A 16,319-nucleotide genomic window follows, 5' to 3' on the forward strand; every position below is an offset into this window, starting at 1 on the left:
CCGCGTGCGCTTACTGGCCTAGCGTCGGCATCACCAGCGACGACGTCGCGTTGGCCGGACGGCCTTCCGACCAGCGACGCGTGACCACCTTCGAGCGCGTGTAGAAGCGCACAGATTCCGGCCCATAGATGTGCTGATCGCCAAACAGCGAATTGCGCCAGCCGCCGAACGAGAAGTACGACACCGGCACCGGGATCGGCACGTTCACGCCCACCATGCCGACCTCGATCTCGTCTTCGAAGCGACGCGCGGCACCGCCCGACGTCGTGAACACCGCCGTGCCGTTGGCATACGGGTTGCGATTGATGAGCGCAATCGCCTCTTCCAGCGTGTTCACACGCACCACCGACAGCACCGGCCCGAAGATTTCGTTGCGGTAGATCGACATCTCCGGCGTAACGTTGTCGAACAGGCACGGACCGATGAAGAAGCCGTTGTCGCGCTGGTCGACCTTCAGGCCGCGACCGTCGACCACCAGCTTGGCGCCCTCGTCCACACCGGCGTCGACGAAGCCCTTCACCTTGTCGCAATGCACGCGCGTGATGAGCGGGCCCATTTGCGCCACCGGATCCGTGCCGTCGCCGACCGGCAGCGCCTTCGCGACTTTCGCCAGACGCGCCACCAGTTGATCCGCCACATCGCCCACCGCCACGGCCACGGAGATCGCCATGCAACGCTCGCCGGCCGACCCGTAGGCGGCGCCGATCAGGGCGTCGACAGTGAAGTCGAGGTCGGCGTCGGGCATTACGACACCGTGGTTCTTCGCGCCGCCAAGCGCCTGCACGCGCTTGCCATGTGCCGACGCCGTGCTGTAGATGTATTGCGCAATCGGCGTCGAGCCGACGAACGACACCGCATTGACGTCCGGATGCGTGAGCAGCGCGTCGACGGCTGCCTTGTCGCCGTTCACCACGTTGAGCACGCCATCGGGCAGACCGGCGTCCTTGGCCAGGCGCGCGAGCAGCAGCGCAGCGGACGGCACCTTCTCCGACGGCTTGAGCACGAACGTGTTACCGCAGGCGATTGCCATCGGGAACATCCACAGCGGCACCATCGACGGGAAGTTGAACGGCGTGATACCAGCGCAAACGCCCACCGGTTGATGAATCGAATACGTGTCGACACCGGTGCCCACCTGCGGGGCGATCTCGCCCTTGAGCAGGTGCGGAATGCCGATGGCGAACTCGACCACTTCCACACCACGCGTGACTTCGCCACGGGCGTCGTCGAGCGTCTTGCCATGCTCCTGCGTGATCAGTTGCACGATCGCTTCGCGATTGGCTTCGAGCAACTCGCGGTACTTCATCATCACGCGGGCGCGCTTCATGGGCGGCGTGGCGCGCCAGGCCGGCAGTGCGGCACGGGCGGCGGCCACGGCGGCCGCGACGTCCTTCGCGCCGCCCAGTGCCACCTGACGAATCACTTCGCCGGTCGCCGGGTTCGTCACTTCGCCGAAGCGCAGTTCCGCTTCGCCCGACGCCACGCTGGCGCCGCCAATCCAATGTTCGATACGTTCGGTGCTGACTCGCTGATTCATGTCGATGTCCGTGAAAACTGTGTGTCGGGCAGACGATTGCCCGGGGGCGGGCCTCGCATGAAGCCCTTGTCAGGAGGCTACCGGGGCGACGCGCCGTCGCCCGGTGCCGACGTTAATGTGGATTGAGGCAGACCGGGCTTACGCCGTCTCGCGAATGGCTTCGGCCACGATGCCGAACAACTCGTCGATCTGCGCTTCACTCACGATCAGCGGCGGCGAGAACGCGAGAATGTCGCCCGTGTAACGCACCAGCGCACCCTTCTCGAAGCACTTCACGAACACTTCGTGAGCGCGTGCGCCCGGTTTGCCGTCGCGGGTCGACAGTTCGATACCGCCGACCATGCCGAGGTTGCGAATGTCGATGACGTTCGGCAGATCGCGCAGACCGTGAATGGCCTTCTCGAAGTGCGGCGAGAGCTTGGCGGCACGCTCGAACAGGCCGTCGCTCTTGTAGAGATCGAGTGCGGCGCAGGCAGCGGCGGCGGCCAACGGGTGACCGGAGTAGGTGTAGCCGTGGAAGAACTCGATGGCGCCCGCGTTGCCGGCGTCGACGATGGTGTCGTGTACGCTCGTCTTCACGGCGACCGCGCCCATCGGCACGGCGGCATTGTTCACGCCCTTGGCCATCGTCATGATGTCCGGCGTCACGCCGAAATACTGTGCGGCGAAGGGCTTGCCCAGGCGGCCGAGGCCCGTGATGACTTCGTCGAAGATCAGCAGAATGCCGTGCTTGTCGCAGATCTCGCGCAGCTTCTGCAGATAGCCTTGCGGCGGCACCAACACGCCGGTGGAGCCTGCGAGCGGCTCGACGATCACGGCCGCGATGGTCGACGCGTCGTGCAACGTGACGATGCGTTCGAGCTCGTCGGCCAGATGGGCGCCCCACGTCGGCTGGCCCTTCGTGAACGCGGCTTCCTTGATGTTGAGCGTGTGCGGCAGATGGTCGACGGCCGGCAGCAACTGGCCGGAGTACGCCTTGCGGTTCGGCGAAATGCCGCCGACCGAAATGCCGCCGAAGCCCACACCGTGATAACCGCGCTCACGGCCGATGAAGCGCGTGCGCTGACCCTCGCCACGCGCACGATGATAGGCCAGTGCCATTTTCAGCGCCGTGTCGACCGACTCCGAACCCGAGTTGGTGAAGAAGACGCGATCGAGCCCCTGCGGCGTGATCTCGGCAATCTTGCTTGCGGCTTCGAACGCTTTCGGGTGCCCCATCTGGAACGTCGGCGCGAAGTCCATCTCGCCCGCCTGCTGACGGATCGCCTCGACGATCTCGGTCCGGCAGTGACCGGCGTTCACGCACCACAGACCGGCCGTGCCGTCGAGGATCTTGCGATTGTCGGACGACGTGTAATACATGCCCTCGGCCTTGACCAGCAGACGCGGGGAGCTCTTGAACTGACGGTTGTTGGTGAACGGCATCCAGAATGCCGTCATGTCGAGATTCAGGTCTTTCATGTTCATCGCGGGGTCTCCCCAGGTCTTGGGCTCGATCAGAATGTCCCGCAGCGCTCGACGACATCGGCGAAACCGCCGCGCCACGGGTAGATGGGCTCGATCCTACGAGAGCCTGACCGGTACAGACATGTACAGTCTTTCGCAAAATGTATATTCTGTATCGGTCGATTGCTCAAACTGTATTGGTAACAGCCACCCATCATGGTCCAGCCACTCGCCTTCTCCCTGAACCGCGCCCAGCCCGAAGCGCTCGTCGATCAGATCGTGCGCGAGGTCGAGCGGGCGTTGCAGCGTCAGACCTTGCATGCGGGCATGCGCATGCCGTCGATTCGTTCGCTGGCGAAGGCGCACGGCATCAGCACGTTCACGGTGGTGGAGGCTTACGACCGGCTGGTGGCCCACGGCACGCTCGTGGCCCGACGCGGCGCGGGATTCTTCGTCGCCGGTGCCGCCGACGCGCGGGAGCCGGGCGCGGCCGCGCCCGGTGGCGGGCTGGCGATGAGCACGACCGCCAGCGAAGTCACCAATGCGTGGCTGCTCTCCGAGATCTTCGCGGACGACACCATCGCGGTGAAAAGCGGCTGTGGCTGGTTGCCCGACAGCTGGCTCGACGAAGACGGCCTGCACGGCGCGCTGCGCTCGCTCTCCAAGGGGCCGGGCGCGCACTTTGCGCACTACGGGCATCCGCACGGCTACGGGCCGTTGCGCCAATGGCTTGCACGACGTCTCGGCGAGTTGTCCATCGACGCGCCGCCCGAACACATCGTGCTCACGCACGGCGCGACACAGGCCCTTGATCTGGTCGTGCGCACGTTGCTCAAGCCGGGTGACACCGTGTTGGTCGAGGCCCCGGCGTACTGCAATCTACTGGCGGTATTGCGACTGGCGGGACTGAACGTCGTCGGCGTCGAGCGAACGGAAGCCGGTCTGGATCTGGCCGCTCTGGAGCAGGCGGCGCAGACGCACCGTCCCCGAGCGCTGTTCGTGAATCCGGCGTTGCAGAATCCGCTGGGGACGTCGCTCACACCGGCCTCGGCGCATCGCATCCTGCAGTGTGCCGAGCAGCATGGTTTCTGGATCGTCGAGGACGACATTTATCGCGAGCTTGCACCGGCAGGTACGCCGTCGCTCGCCGCCATGGATGGGCTATCGCGCGTGATCTACGTGTCGAGTTTTTCTAAGACGATTTCGCCATCGGTGCGCGTGGGTTATCTGGCGTGCTCTCGCGACCTGGCGCACGAGATTGCGCGCAGCAAGATGGTGGCCGGGCTCACATCGTCCGAAATCAACGAGCGCATCGTGCATGCGATTCTTACGGAAGGACGTCACCGCAAACACATCGAACGGCTGTCGGATCGACTGACGCGCTCACGTGCGCGCCTCATTACGCAACTGCAATCGCATGGCGTGACGCTGCTGGCGCAGCCTGAGGGCGGGATGTTCGTGTGCGGAAGTTTGCCGTCGACCTCGCTGCCGGCACGCGAGTTGGCCGAAGCGGCGCTACTGGAAAGCATCATGCTCGCGCCGGGCGAGTTCTTCCTCGCGCACAACGACCCGTGCCACTGGTTCCGCTTCAACGTCGCCTATTCGGATGACGCCCGACTGTTTCGCTTCCTCGATCGTGCGGCGGCGGGGAAGCGGGTGGCGTGACGCCTCGGGCAATGCCGCTGGCGTCGGTGTGTTCTCCGAAGCGCCTTGTTTTCGTGGAGTGAGTAGCGAAAATCGATTTCGGTCACCATCGTAATACACGATGCGATTGCGTAGCACGTCCATACCGACAGCACCTAACGTCATCACACCGCCAGCGTGCGAAGTGTCCTGCGACGCTACGGAATGCGACGGGATCATCTCGCCGTTGATCGTCAGATCCACGAGTCGCATGCGGGTGTCCCCCGCAATCTCTCGACCGAGTAAGTCGACTGCCGATTTACGTTTGCCTCCCGCAGCCTTGTTCCGGATCAGCGCCCTCGACAGTGTGGTGTAGTACGCACCCGAGTCTACGACCACCGGCACCCTCGCGCCGCTGACACCAAGCCCAATCGCCAGCACCCGATGAACATTGGGCAACGATGTCCCTTCCGCCACCCCGAAGGCCCCGCCAGACGCAGGATCGAACCGACTGCTGACAAAGAAGCAATCGTCTTGAAAGTTCAGAATAACCACCTTCTCGTCCGCCAAATATTGCGGACTGATAATGCCGGAGAATCCCACTGCCATCAGTGGCGTTTCCTCGATCACATAGAACGCCTGTCGGGAGCCACGTCCCTGAGTGTCGTCTACATCAAGCTCGACTCGCCTCGCGGAGGTTGAAGACGCGATTGCGTTGAGCGTTTCCTTGCGCACTGTCGTCCCAGAATCGCCATCCACAAGACGCGAGTCCCAAATTACATGACGATTTGTTCCCGTGTCCAAGAGCATTCGCGCAAATTTCCCGCCAATGTAGACGGTGACGAATGGATCGGCTTTGCGCTGCGGATCGCCGTACTGAATCGTCGATTCGAAATATGGCTGCACGGATGGCCACGACGCACTGCATCGCTCGGCCGCCGCGTGCGTCAGCGACGTTGCGGTTATCGACAGCGCGAAGAGCGCCAATAGCAGGCGTGGCTTTAGCTTGGCAAGTTGCATGACTCGGAACGTGTCCTCATTCGAAATGCTCGACCTGAGCAGTATCGATTGAAGACATCCATTCGGAAATCGGACGATTCCGAAATTCGCCCTACGCCCCTTCCACCACCCCAAACCGCTCCCGATACGCCGCAGGCGTCACGCCGTATTGGCGCTGAAACGCGCGGCGCAGGTTCTGCTCGTCGCCGAAGCCCACGCGTGCGGCGATGCGCTTGAGCGGCGCGTCCGAATCGAGCAGCGCGAAACGCGCAGCCTCCAGGCGCATGCGCTCCACCGCCTTCGCCGGAGTCGAACCGGTCCGCGCCAGATAGCTGCGCGCAAACGTGCGCGGACTCATGTTGGCCTGCTCCGCCAGACGAATCACCGACAGATCGCCATCCAGTCGCGCCGACATCCACGTATGCAGATCGCCGAACGGCGCGCCCGCCGCCACCTGCTCCTGTAACGGCGGGCTGAACTGCGACTGCCCGCCCGCACGCTTGAGAAACACCACGAGACGCCGCGCCGCCTGTAGCGCAACATCCTTGCCGCAATCGTCTTCCACCAGCGCCAGCCCCAGATCGATACCCGCCGTGATGCCAGCCGACGTCCATATCGGGTCCTGCCTCACATAGATCGGATCGGACTCGACAATCGCCGCCGGAAAGCACGTCTGCAACATCGCCGTGTCGAGCCAGTGCGTGGTCGCGCGACGCCCGTCGAGCAACCCCGCCGAGCCAAGAATGAACGCGCCCACGCACACCGAACACACACGCCGCACACTCGGCGCATACCCACGCAACCACTCGCCCACTTCGCCCGGCACCGCAGGACGATGCGCCACCGCGCCGCCCACAGCGATCAGCGTGTCGACCTGCATCGCGTCGAGCGCACGCATCGGCTCCGTGTGCAGCGTTATGCCAGACCCCGTCTCCACAGGCCCGCCATGCTCGGAGACGACAATCGTCCGATACGGTGCCGGCTGCCCCGTCTCCGTGACGTTGCGAATCACCGCGTGGAACGCGTCGAGCGGCCCCGCAAGGTCCAGTAGCACGAACGGCGGCACGAGGAGGAAGGCGACGAGACGAGGTTGGCTCATGGTCGTTTGCGGAGGTGTCAGGCCGTCGCCTGCGCCGGACGGCGCCGAGCGTCGATCGCGTACCAGACGGTCGCCAGCGCGGCGAGCGCGAGCAACGGGAACGTCGCCTGGTTGATGGTGGCCCAGCCGAAGCGAGCGAGCAGCTGTCCGGCGAACAGACTCGCCAGCGCTGTCCCGGCGAAGGTAATGAACTCGTTGGCGGCCTGCGCACGCGCACGCTCCGCCGGGCGATACGACATCGTGAGCAACGTCGTGCCGCCGACGAACATGAAGTTCCAGCCCACGCCGAGGAACGCCAGCGCCGCATAGAAATACGGCAGGCTCGTCGACATCAGTGCCAGCACGCCGCACAGCCCGCTCATCACAATGCCCACGAGCAACACCGGCACTACGCCCCAACGCTTCACGAGATGCCCCGAGAAGAACGACGGCGCATACATGCCCACCAGATGCCACTCGATGATGTGCGCGCCGTCGTCGATGCTGTGACCGCATGCCACCGCCGCAATGGGCGTAGCCGTCATCACGAACATCATCACCATGAAACCGATCAGGTTGTTGGCCAGCGCCGCCACATAAATCGGCTGACGCATGATCTCGCCGAGCGGTCGCGCCGGCAGCGCTTCGGCATTGCCCGCCACACCGCCCGCCGCATGCACTGGCAAGTCACGCAGGAAACCGACGAGCAACAACAGCGAAATCCCCGAGAGCAACGCGACAACGAGATACGACCCCGCGAAGGTCACGGGCGCGAGCCAGTCCTTGCTCCCCGCTGCCAGCGCGGGCCCGATCACCGCAGCCAGCACACCGCCGGTAAGCACGACGGAAATCGCACGTGGTTTGTCTTCGACGGGCACCACGTCGGCCGCTGCAAGACGGTAGTAGCGCGCGAACGCCTGAAACACGCCCACGCATGCCGTGCCCGCGCAGAACATGGCGAAGTGCCGCTCGTAGATCGCCACCACCGAAACCAGCCCGCCGACGGTGCCGAACAGCGCCCCGAGCGCGAAGCCGAGACGCTGGCCGAAGCGCTGGATCAGCATCGAGGCGAAGATCGTCGTGATCGCCGAAGCGACCGTGATGAGAGAGAACGGCAGCGTCGCATAGCCCTTGTCGGACGCGAGCATGTAACCGACCAGCCCCGTCAGTGTGAGGTCGACGGACAGCGCCGCCGTGTACAGCGCCTGACAGGCGGCGAGCACGGCGGCGTAACGCCGGCCCATGCGGCGCTTGCGCTGCTCGGCGGTTGGTTCGGGTCCGGAAGGGGGCGTCGTGCGCCCGGCAATGGCATCGGTCATGGTCAGGAGATCGAACGAGTGAGGCGTGGCAGGAAGGCCCCATCTTGCCGTCGGCCGGTTTGGCACGAATGCCAATCATGCATCAAAAAATGCCACGACGTCTTTTTCCGACACCTGCTCATGGGCGCGTGTCCTTCGCGTCAGTCACCGCCCGTCAGGCACGCTGTCGACACCGCTCCCGGGCACCGGCTCACTCTCTCTCGGCGCCAATCCGGTGCGCACCAATTCAGCACGCGGTCGCACCAACGTGCCTCACCGACCACGCGAAATCGCGTCGAACCTGCACCAACGTCTCGCACTTTCGCCCCACTGCGCGGCTGGCACGGCCTTTGCGTAAGTCTCCCCATACCGGATCGACCGGTCTAACCAGGAAAGGGGAAGACGTACCATGAAACGACGCACGCTACTCCAGATGGCGGCCCTCTCGGGCGCCGCATCGCTCACCGGCATGGCGCCGAACTTGTTCGCGCAGAGCAAGCAGCCCATCAAGGTCGGTATCCTGCATTCGCTCTCGGGCACGATGGCCATCTCGGAGACGTCGCTCAAGGACGTCGCCCTCATGACCATCGCCGACATCAACGCCAAGGGCGGCGTGATGGGCCGCCCGCTCGAAGCCGTGGTCGTCGACCCGGCCTCGAACTGGCCGCTCTTCGCCGAAAAAGCCCGCCAGCTGCTCACCAAGGACAAGGTCGCCGCCGTGTTCGGCTGCTGGACCTCCGTCTCGCGCAAATCGGTACTGCCCGTATTCGAGGAACTCAACGGCCTGCTCTATTACCCGGTGCAGTACGAAGGCGAAGAGATGTCGAAGAACGTCTTCTACACCGGCGCCGCACCGAATCAGCAGGCGATCCCTGCGGTGGAGTACCTGATGGGCAAGGAAGGCGGCAGCGCCAAGCGCTTCTTCCTGCTCGGTACCGATTACGTCTATCCGCGCACGACCAACAAGATCCTGCGCGCCTTCCTGCATTCGAAAGGCGTGGACGACAAGGATATCCAGGAGGTCTACACGCCGTTCGGTCACAGCGACTATCAGACCATCGTCGCGAACATCAAGCAGTTCGCCCAGGGCGGCAAGACGACCGTCATCTCGACCATCAACGGCGATTCGAACGTGCCCTTCTACAAGGAACTGGGCAACCAGGGCCTGAAAGCCACCGACGTACCGGTCGTGGCGTTCTCGGTCGGCGAAGAGGAATTGCGCGGCATCGACACCCGGCCGCTCGTCGGCCACCTCGCGGCGTGGAACTACTTCATGTCGGTGAAGAACCCCACGAACGAAGCCTTCAAGAAGGAATGGTTCGCCTACGTGAAGGCCAAGGGCCTGCCCGGCGGCGACAAGCGCGTGACGAACGACCCGATGGAAGCCACGTACGTGGGCATGCACATGTGGAAGCAGGCCGTCGAAAAGGCAGGCAGCGTCGATGTCGACAAGGTGCGCACGGCGATGATCGGCCAGACGGTCAAGTCGCCCGACGGCTTCGACATGGTCATGGACGGCAATCACCACCTGCACAAGCCGGTGATGATCGGCGAGATCCGCCCGGATGGTCAGTTCAACGTCGTCTGGAAGACCAGGTCGACGGTGCGCGCGCAGCCGTGGAGCCCGTTCATCGCGGGTAACGAAGGCAAGCCCGACAAGGTCTGACCCCGCTTCCACTTCTTGCGCCGGGGCCCGTCCGACGGGCTCCGGCGCATGCCGAGGTTCACACATGATAACGATAAGACGCTGGAGCGCTGCCGCCCTTGTCCTGCTGTGTCTGGGCGCTGCGTCGACGACGCCTTCGACGGCGCTGGCCGCCGTCACCGACGCCGATCTCTCCGCACTGGCGGGCGACGACTTCGACGCCAAGGCACAAACCATCGACCGCCTCGCGGCCGATGCCTCGCCGCAAGCGGCTGCACTGCTTGCCGCACTGGCCGACGACTCGGCCGTGACGGTCGGCGATCGCCTCGCCCTCCAGAAGGGCGACCAATATGTCGACCCGATCACGGGCGTACCGGTCAAGGGCGATGACGCCGGCGCCCTCACGCTCAACAACGTGCTGCGCGCCAAGGTCGCCACGGCCGCCGCCGCCGGGGCGCTGCTCTCGCCCGATCACGACGCCCGCGCGCACGCCATCGACACGATGCTGCAGAACCCGTCGCCGGCATTCAAGACGCGCATCGAACAGGCGCGTCTCAAGGAAACCGACCCGACACTGCGCAAGCGTCTCGACCAGCTGTGGGCGCAATCGGCCCTGCACGATGCCAATCCGGCAAAACGCCGCGAAGCCATCGATCTGATTGCCGCCGCTGGCGATCCGCAGATGCGCGACCTGCTGCTGCCGATCGTCGCCAGGCAAGCCGACGGCACCTTCGCCGAACCGGACGCCAACGTGCGCAGCGCCGCCGACATCGCCCTCACGCAGCTGGCCGCCGCGCAACGCCGCAGCGAATTCTTCGGCACGGTGTTCGCCGGGTTGTCGCTCGGCAGCGTGTTGCTGCTCGCCGCCCTCGGTCTGGCAATCACCTATGGCCTGATCGGCGTGATCAACATGGCGCACGGTGAGTTCCTGATGGTCGGCGCCTATGCCACGTATGTCGTGCAAACGCTGTTCCAGCGCTACCTGCCCGGTGCGTTCGACGTCTATCTCGTCGCCGCCGTGCCGGTCGCGTTTCTCGTGGCTGCCGCACTCGGCTTCGTGCTGGAGCGCACGGTCATCAAGCATCTGTACGGCCGGCCGCTCGAAACGCTGCTCACGACCTTCGGTATCAGCCTGTTGTTGATTCAGGGTGTGCGCACGCTCTTCGGCGCGCAGAACGTCGAGGTCATCAATCCGTCGTGGATGAGTGGCGGTGTTGCGGTCCTGCCGAACCTGATGTTGCCGTACAACCGCATCGTGATCCTCCTCTTTGCGCTCGTCGTCGTGGCGCTCACGTGGTCGGTGCTCAATCTCACCCGTCTCGGCCTGTTCATTCGCGCCGTGACGCAGAACCGGTCGATGGCCGCCTGCGTCGGCGTAAAGACGGGGCGCGTCGACAGCTACGCCTTCGCGTTCGGCGCGGGCATCGCCGGACTCGGCGGTTGCGCGCTTTCGCAGATCGGCAACGTGGGGCCGGACCTCGGCCAGAGCTACATCATCGATTCGTTCATGGCCGTGGTGTTGGGCGGCGTGGGCCAACTCGCGGGGACGATCGTCGGCGCGTTCGGGCTGGGCATCGCCAACAAGCTGCTCGAACCGGTGTGGGGCGCCGTGCTGGCCAAGATCGCCGTGCTGATCCTGATCGTGCTGTTCATCCAGAAACGCCCGCAGGGCATGTTCGCGCTCAAAGGGCGCAGCGCGGAGGCCTGAATGACGACGTCGAACTTTCTGCCCGAGGGTATCTCGCCCTCGATGCCGCTGGACGTGCCGGCACGCGCCCGTCTCCTGCCGCGGTACGTCGCGCCTGTGCTCCTCGCCTTCGTCATCGCCGTGGCGATTCTCGTGCCCATATGCGCGCTGGTGCTGCCGCCATCGCATCCGCTGCACCTTTCCGCCTACGCCATGACGCTCGTCGGCAAGATCATGTGCTACGCGATTGCGGCGCTGGCGCTCGATCTGGTCTGGGGCTACTGCGGCATTCTCAGCCTCGGTCACGGCCTGTTCTTCGCGCTCGGCGGCTATGCGATGGGCATGTACCTGATGCGCGGCATCGGCCGCGACGGCGTGTATCACAGCGACCTGCCCGACTTCATGGTGTTTCTCGACTGGAAGTCGCTGCCCTGGTACTGGACCGGTACCGAGCACTTCGCCTGGGCGATGTTCCTGGTCGTGGCGTTGCCCGGTGTGGTGGCGTGGATCTTCGGCTATCTGGCGTTTCGCTCGCGCGTGAAAGGCGTGTACCTGTCGATCATCACGCAGGCCCTCACGTTCGCGGCAATGCTCCTGTTCTATCGCAACGAAACGGGCTTCGGCGGCAACAACGGCTTCACCGACTTCAAGCGCATTCTCGGCTATTCGATCACGTCGGCGAACACGCGCACGGTTTTGTTTCTGGTGACGTTCGGTGTGCTCGTCGGTGCGTTCCTGCTGTGCCGTGCGTTGGTCGTCTCGAAGTTCGGACGCGTGGTGACCGCCATTCGCGACGGCGAGTCGCGCGCCATGTTCATCGGCTACCGACCGCTGGGCTACAAGCTGTTCGTCTGGACGTTGTCCGCCATGCTGTGCGGTATCGCCGGTGCGCTCTATGTCCCGCAGGTCGGCATCATCAACCCGAGCGAGATGGCGCCGGTCAACTCGATCGAGATGGCGATCTGGGTCGCCATCGGCGGGCGCGGCTCGCTCGTGGGCGCCATCGCCGGCGCGTTTCTCGTCAACGGCGCGAAGAGCTTCTTCACGGCGTACTTCGCCGAGTACTGGCTGTTCTTCCTCGGCGCGATGTTCGTGCTCGTGCCGCTACTGCTGCCGCAAGGCGTGATCGGTCTCGTCACCCAACTGTCTCGAAAGCGCGCGCGGCACGCACCGGCCGCCGCCGAAGGCGACGCCCCCCACCCGCTCACCGGAGACCGCGCATGAGACCCGACTACGACATCAGCTGGCAAACGGCCGACGCGCCGCACAGCTCCGTCACCGTCAGCGGCGACGCCACCGGCATGTCGCATCTCGTCGTGCCGGGCGAGATCGATACGTCGCACGGTCTCATCCTCTATCTCGAGAACATCTCCGTCTCGTTCGACGGCTTTCGCGCGCTCAACGACCTGTCGCTGTCGATCCATACCGACGAGCTTCGCTGCATCATCGGCCCGAACGGCGCGGGCAAGACCACCATGATGGACGTCATCACCGGCAAGACACGCCCCGACGCCGGACGCGCGTTTCTCGGCCAGACGCTCGACCTCACACGCCTCGACGAACCCGCCATCGCGCAGGCCGGGGTCGGCCGCAAGTTCCAGAAGCCGACGGTGTTCGAGCATCACAGCGTTTGGGAAAATCTCGAACTCGCCTGTGCGGGCGACAAGCGCTGGTTCCGTGCGCTCTGGGCCATGCTTACGCCGGTCATGCGACGCCGTATCGAGGAAGTGCTGGCGCTCACGCATCTGGAGCATCAGGCGCACGTGCGTGCCGGGCAGTTGTCGCACGGCCAGAAGCAGCGGCTCGAGATCGGCATGCTGCTCATGCAGCAGCCGCAACTGCTGCTGCTCGACGAACCGGCCGCCGGCATGACCGATGAGGAGACGGCACAGCTCGCGGAGTTGCTCAATCGTCTGCGGGGTCATTGCTCGATGATGGTGGTCGAGCACGACATGGCCTTCGTTGCCGCGCTCGCAGGAGACACCGGACGCGTGACCGTCATGGCCGAAGGACGTGTGCTCGCCGAAGGCACGCTCGACGCCGTGCAGCGCGACGAACGCGTGATCGAATCGTATCTGGGACGCTGACCATGCTCGAAATTCACGCCCTCAATCAGTACTACAGCGGCAGCCACATCCTGCGCAACGTGGAGTTCACCGTGCCCGATGCACAGCTCACGGTGCTGCTCGGGCGCAACGGCGTGGGCAAGACAACACTGCTCAAGTGCCTCATGGGCGTCGTGCCGGTGAAGTCGGGCAGCATCGCATGGCGCGGCAAGACGCTGACTTCCGCTGCGCCCTATGCACGCGTGGCCGATGGACTGGCTTACGTGCCGCAGGGTCGCGAGATCTTCCCGCGTCTGACGGTCGAAGAGAATCTGCTGATCGGTGCCGCCAGTCGTCCGGCGCGCGAAGCCAAGCGAGGCGTTCCCGCACACATCTACGAACTGTTTCCCGTACTGGGCGACATGAAGCAGCGGCGCGGCGGCGATCTCTCCGGCGGGCAGCAACAGCAACTCGCCATCGGACGCGCCCTCATGAGCGACCCGCAATTGCTCATTCTCGACGAGCCGACCGAAGGCATTCAGCCGTCGATCATCAAGGACATTGGCCGCACGCTGCGACGCCTGGTCGACGAGCGCGGCATGACGGTGCTCCTTGTCGAGCAGTATTACGACTTCGCCCTCGAACTCGCCGATCACTATCGCGTGATGAGTCGCGGTGCAATTGTCGCGAGTGGTCTCGGCAAGGACATGGAAGCCGACGGCGTGCGACACATGGTGGCCGTATGAGCGCGGTCCCCGCATTTGCCGGCTGGCATGCCGCGCTGACGCTGGGTTTCGCCCGGCAGGACGCGCGCACAGTCCTCGCCACGCGCCGTCATCAGGGGCCGCTCGTGGTGCAGAAATCGCTGCATCCGGAAGGGCCGGGCATCTGCCATGCCGTGGTCGTGCATCCCCCGGGCGGCATCGCAGGCGGCGACACGCTGGCGATCGACGTGGACGTCGGCGCCGCCGCGCACGCCGTGCTGACCACCCCCGGTGCGACGAAGTGGTACAAGTCGCAAGGTAGATTCGGTACGCAGGACATTACGCTCACGGTGAACGACGGCGCAAAACTCGACTGGCTGCCACTGGAGAACATCGTGTTCGAGCAGGCCGATGCGCGTCAGCACATTACGGTACGGCTGGGGACCGGTGCCAGCGTCATCGGTTGGGACGCCACACTACTCGGTCGGCAGGCCGCTGCCGAGCCGTGGACGCAAGGCGAGTGGCGTTCGACCTTCGAATTGCGCGACGCCTCGGATCGGTTGCTCTGGGGCGAAAAGGCGATGCTGGGCGCGGACGACACGCAACGCACCGGCGCGACCGGCCTCGCGGGCTTCCCCGTCTTCGCGGCGCTGTGGGCCGTGAGCGATGCCTGTACCCGCGAACTCGCCGAGTCGCTCGCTGAAGGACTGCCGTTCACCGACGACCTGCGCGCAGGCGTCACCTGTCTGCCCGGCAACGTGCTCGTGCTGCGTGTGCTGGGCCGCGAGATGGAAGCGGTACGGCAACTGCTGATCTCGCACTGGCTGACGTTGCGGCCGATCGTCCACGGTGTGCGTGCCGAGCCGCTGCGACTCTGGGCGACATGAGCCGAAGTCCCGCGCCGCCCGCTTCCTTTCCCCCTCCCTCCGCCGTCAGCATCGCACCAGTTTGGTGACACTCGTCATGGCGACGCCGCGCCGGACGCGATCGCGCACCAACGCGGGGCACCTGCACCGTCAACACGCACCGCATCGCTGCATCGTCTCCCCGTTGTGGCCTACGCGCGGGCGTGGCACCGACAGCCGCGCAGGCGTCGACGCGCTTCCGGCACGATTCCTGCTATCTCACGATGTCGACCGGTCTGACCAGAGGTGGCCGGTCGCTGGAACCGCGAAGCGTTCCCCTACTGAAAATTCACTCACGACGATGAAGCTCACCCCCCGAGAAAAAGACAAGTTGCTCATCTTCACTGCGGCCCTGCTCGCGGAACGGCGGCGCGCCCGCGGCCTGAAGCTGAACTATCCGGAAGCCGTGGCGTTCATCAGCGCCGCGCTCATGGAAGCGGCGCGCGACGGACGCACTGTCGCCGACCTCATGCATTACGGCACCACGCTGCTCACGCGCGACGACGTCATGGAGGGCATACCCGAGATGATTCCCGACATTCAGGTCGAGGCGACGTTCCCCGACGGCACGAAGCTCGTCACCGTGCATCACCCGATTCCCTGAATGGCGGCAGCGCCGGGCGCTTGCCTGCGCGGCATGACTGCCGGCGACTTGCCGTCGATCACACTCATCAAAGGATGTCTCATGTCAGTGAACCGCTTCTTCCCCGCCGCTCTCACGGCCCACGCCACGCATCGACGGCTCGCACGTGCGGCCGCCGGGCTGGCATTGCTCGCAGCGTCGGGCGTGGCTCTCGCGCACCCTGGCCATCCGGGACACAGCGCCGCCAGCAGCTTCGCCGCCGGCTTCCTGCACCCGCTCACCGGTGCCGATCACCTGTGCGCGATGATCGTCGTGGGGCTGTGGAGTTCGCTGACGTCGCGACGTGTCTGGCTCGCACCGATCGCCTTCGTCGCCATGCTCGCGGTGGGCGGCCTGCTCGGCATGTCGCACGCCTTCACGCTCCCCGGCGTCGAGCCGATGATTGCCGTTTCGCTACTCGTGTTGGGTCTCATGCTCGCCACGCGCGCGCAATTGCCGGGCTGGGCCGGTGCCGGCATCGTGGGCACCTTTGCGGTCTTCCACGGCTTCGCGCACGGTGCGGAATTGCCGAACGAAGCGAGCGCCATGCATTACATGGCCGGCTTCCTGCTTGCGACCGGCCTGCTGCACGGTTCGGGGATTGCCGCCGGTGTGGCATTGCGCAATCGCGCAGTGTGGGTACCGCGCATGCTCGGCGCGGGTGTGCTGGCCTACGGCGCGACGCTGCTCGCCGCCGTGGCCTGACGCGTCGCGTCCAACGCCAAGCCCT

General features: G+C 65.1%; 13 protein-coding genes. 9 read left to right on the top strand and 4 right to left on the bottom strand.

All coding sequences use genetic code 11. From position 1 onward, the window contains the following. Positions 1-10: 10 nt before the first annotated feature. Both ABWO90_RS17425 and aptA read right to left on the bottom strand, forming a co-directional pair. Entirely contained in the window at positions 11-1,537 is a 1,527-nt protein-coding gene (locus tag ABWO90_RS17425; protein ID WP_353192482.1) for a CoA-acylating methylmalonate-semialdehyde dehydrogenase, read from the bottom strand. A 138-nt stretch (positions 1,538-1,675) separates the two neighbouring features. Next, positions 1,676-3,004 carry an omega-aminotransferase AptA gene (aptA, locus tag ABWO90_RS17430; RefSeq protein ID WP_353192483.1) on the bottom strand — a complete coding sequence of 443 codons (1,329 nt, stop codon included), beginning with the start codon at positions 3,002-3,004 and terminating at the stop codon, positions 1,676-1,678. 195 nt (positions 3,005-3,199) lie between these two features. On the opposite strand from aptA, the gene ABWO90_RS17435 reads away from it, so the two are divergent. Next, entirely contained in the window at positions 3,200-4,648 is a 1,449-nt protein-coding gene (locus tag ABWO90_RS17435) for an aminotransferase-like domain-containing protein (RefSeq protein ID WP_353192484.1), read from the top strand. Positions 4,649-5,717: 1,069 nt separating this feature from the next. On the opposite strand, the gene ABWO90_RS17440 is transcribed toward ABWO90_RS17435, so the two are convergent. Both ABWO90_RS17440 and ABWO90_RS17445 read right to left on the bottom strand, forming a co-directional pair. Next, the gene (locus ABWO90_RS17440) at positions 5,718-6,704 is read right to left on the bottom strand and encodes a GlxA family transcriptional regulator (RefSeq protein WP_353192485.1); all 987 of its coding nucleotides are present in this window, start codon (positions 6,702-6,704) and stop codon (positions 5,718-5,720) included. Positions 6,705-6,721: 17 nt separating this feature from the next. Next, positions 6,722-8,002: an MFS transporter gene (locus ABWO90_RS17445; protein ID WP_502922646.1), complete on the bottom strand. Its 1,281-nt coding sequence runs from the start codon at positions 8,000-8,002 to the stop codon at positions 6,722-6,724. 448 nt (positions 8,003-8,450) lie between these two features. On the opposite strand from ABWO90_RS17445, the gene urtA reads away from it, so the two are divergent. From urtA to ABWO90_RS17485, 8 genes are all read left to right on the top strand, one after another. Then, complete coding sequence (gene urtA, locus ABWO90_RS17450; RefSeq protein ID WP_502922651.1) at positions 8,451-9,647, top strand: urea ABC transporter substrate-binding protein; 1,197 nt, start codon at positions 8,451-8,453, stop codon at positions 9,645-9,647. A 64-nt stretch (positions 9,648-9,711) separates the two neighbouring features. Then, positions 9,712-11,334, top strand: a complete 1,623-nt coding sequence (urtB, locus tag ABWO90_RS17455; protein WP_353192487.1) for an urea ABC transporter permease subunit UrtB — start codon at positions 9,712-9,714, stop codon at positions 11,332-11,334. Then, entirely contained in the window at positions 11,335-12,537 is a 1,203-nt protein-coding gene (gene urtC, locus ABWO90_RS17460; protein ID WP_353192488.1) for an urea ABC transporter permease subunit UrtC, read from the top strand. After that, positions 12,534-13,400, top strand: a complete 867-nt coding sequence (gene urtD, locus ABWO90_RS17465; RefSeq protein WP_502922647.1) for an urea ABC transporter ATP-binding protein UrtD — start codon at positions 12,534-12,536, stop codon at positions 13,398-13,400. Before urtC ends, urtD begins: the two co-directional genes overlap by 4 nt. Positions 13,401-13,402: 2 nt before the next feature. After that, positions 13,403-14,104, top strand: coding sequence for an urea ABC transporter ATP-binding subunit UrtE (urtE, locus tag ABWO90_RS17470; protein WP_353192489.1), 702 nt, complete (start codon positions 13,403-13,405; stop codon positions 14,102-14,104). After that, positions 14,101-14,949, top strand: a complete 849-nt coding sequence (locus ABWO90_RS17475; RefSeq protein ID WP_353192490.1) for an urease accessory protein UreD — start codon at positions 14,101-14,103, stop codon at positions 14,947-14,949. The genes urtE and ABWO90_RS17475 overlap by 4 nt, the downstream gene beginning before the upstream one ends. 319 nt (positions 14,950-15,268) lie before the next feature. Further along, on the top strand, positions 15,269-15,571 hold the full coding sequence (locus tag ABWO90_RS17480; protein WP_353192491.1) for an urease subunit gamma: 303 nt from the start codon (positions 15,269-15,271) through the stop codon (positions 15,569-15,571). Between the two features lie 81 nt (positions 15,572-15,652). After that, positions 15,653-16,294, top strand: coding sequence for a HupE/UreJ family protein (locus tag ABWO90_RS17485; protein WP_353192492.1), 642 nt, complete (start codon positions 15,653-15,655; stop codon positions 16,292-16,294). Positions 16,295-16,319 lie beyond the last annotated feature (25 nt).

Origin of the sequence: Pandoraea pnomenusa, from assembly GCF_040391475.1 — a bacterium.
Classification (GTDB): Bacteria; Pseudomonadota; Gammaproteobacteria; order Burkholderiales; family Burkholderiaceae; genus Pandoraea; species Pandoraea pnomenusa_C.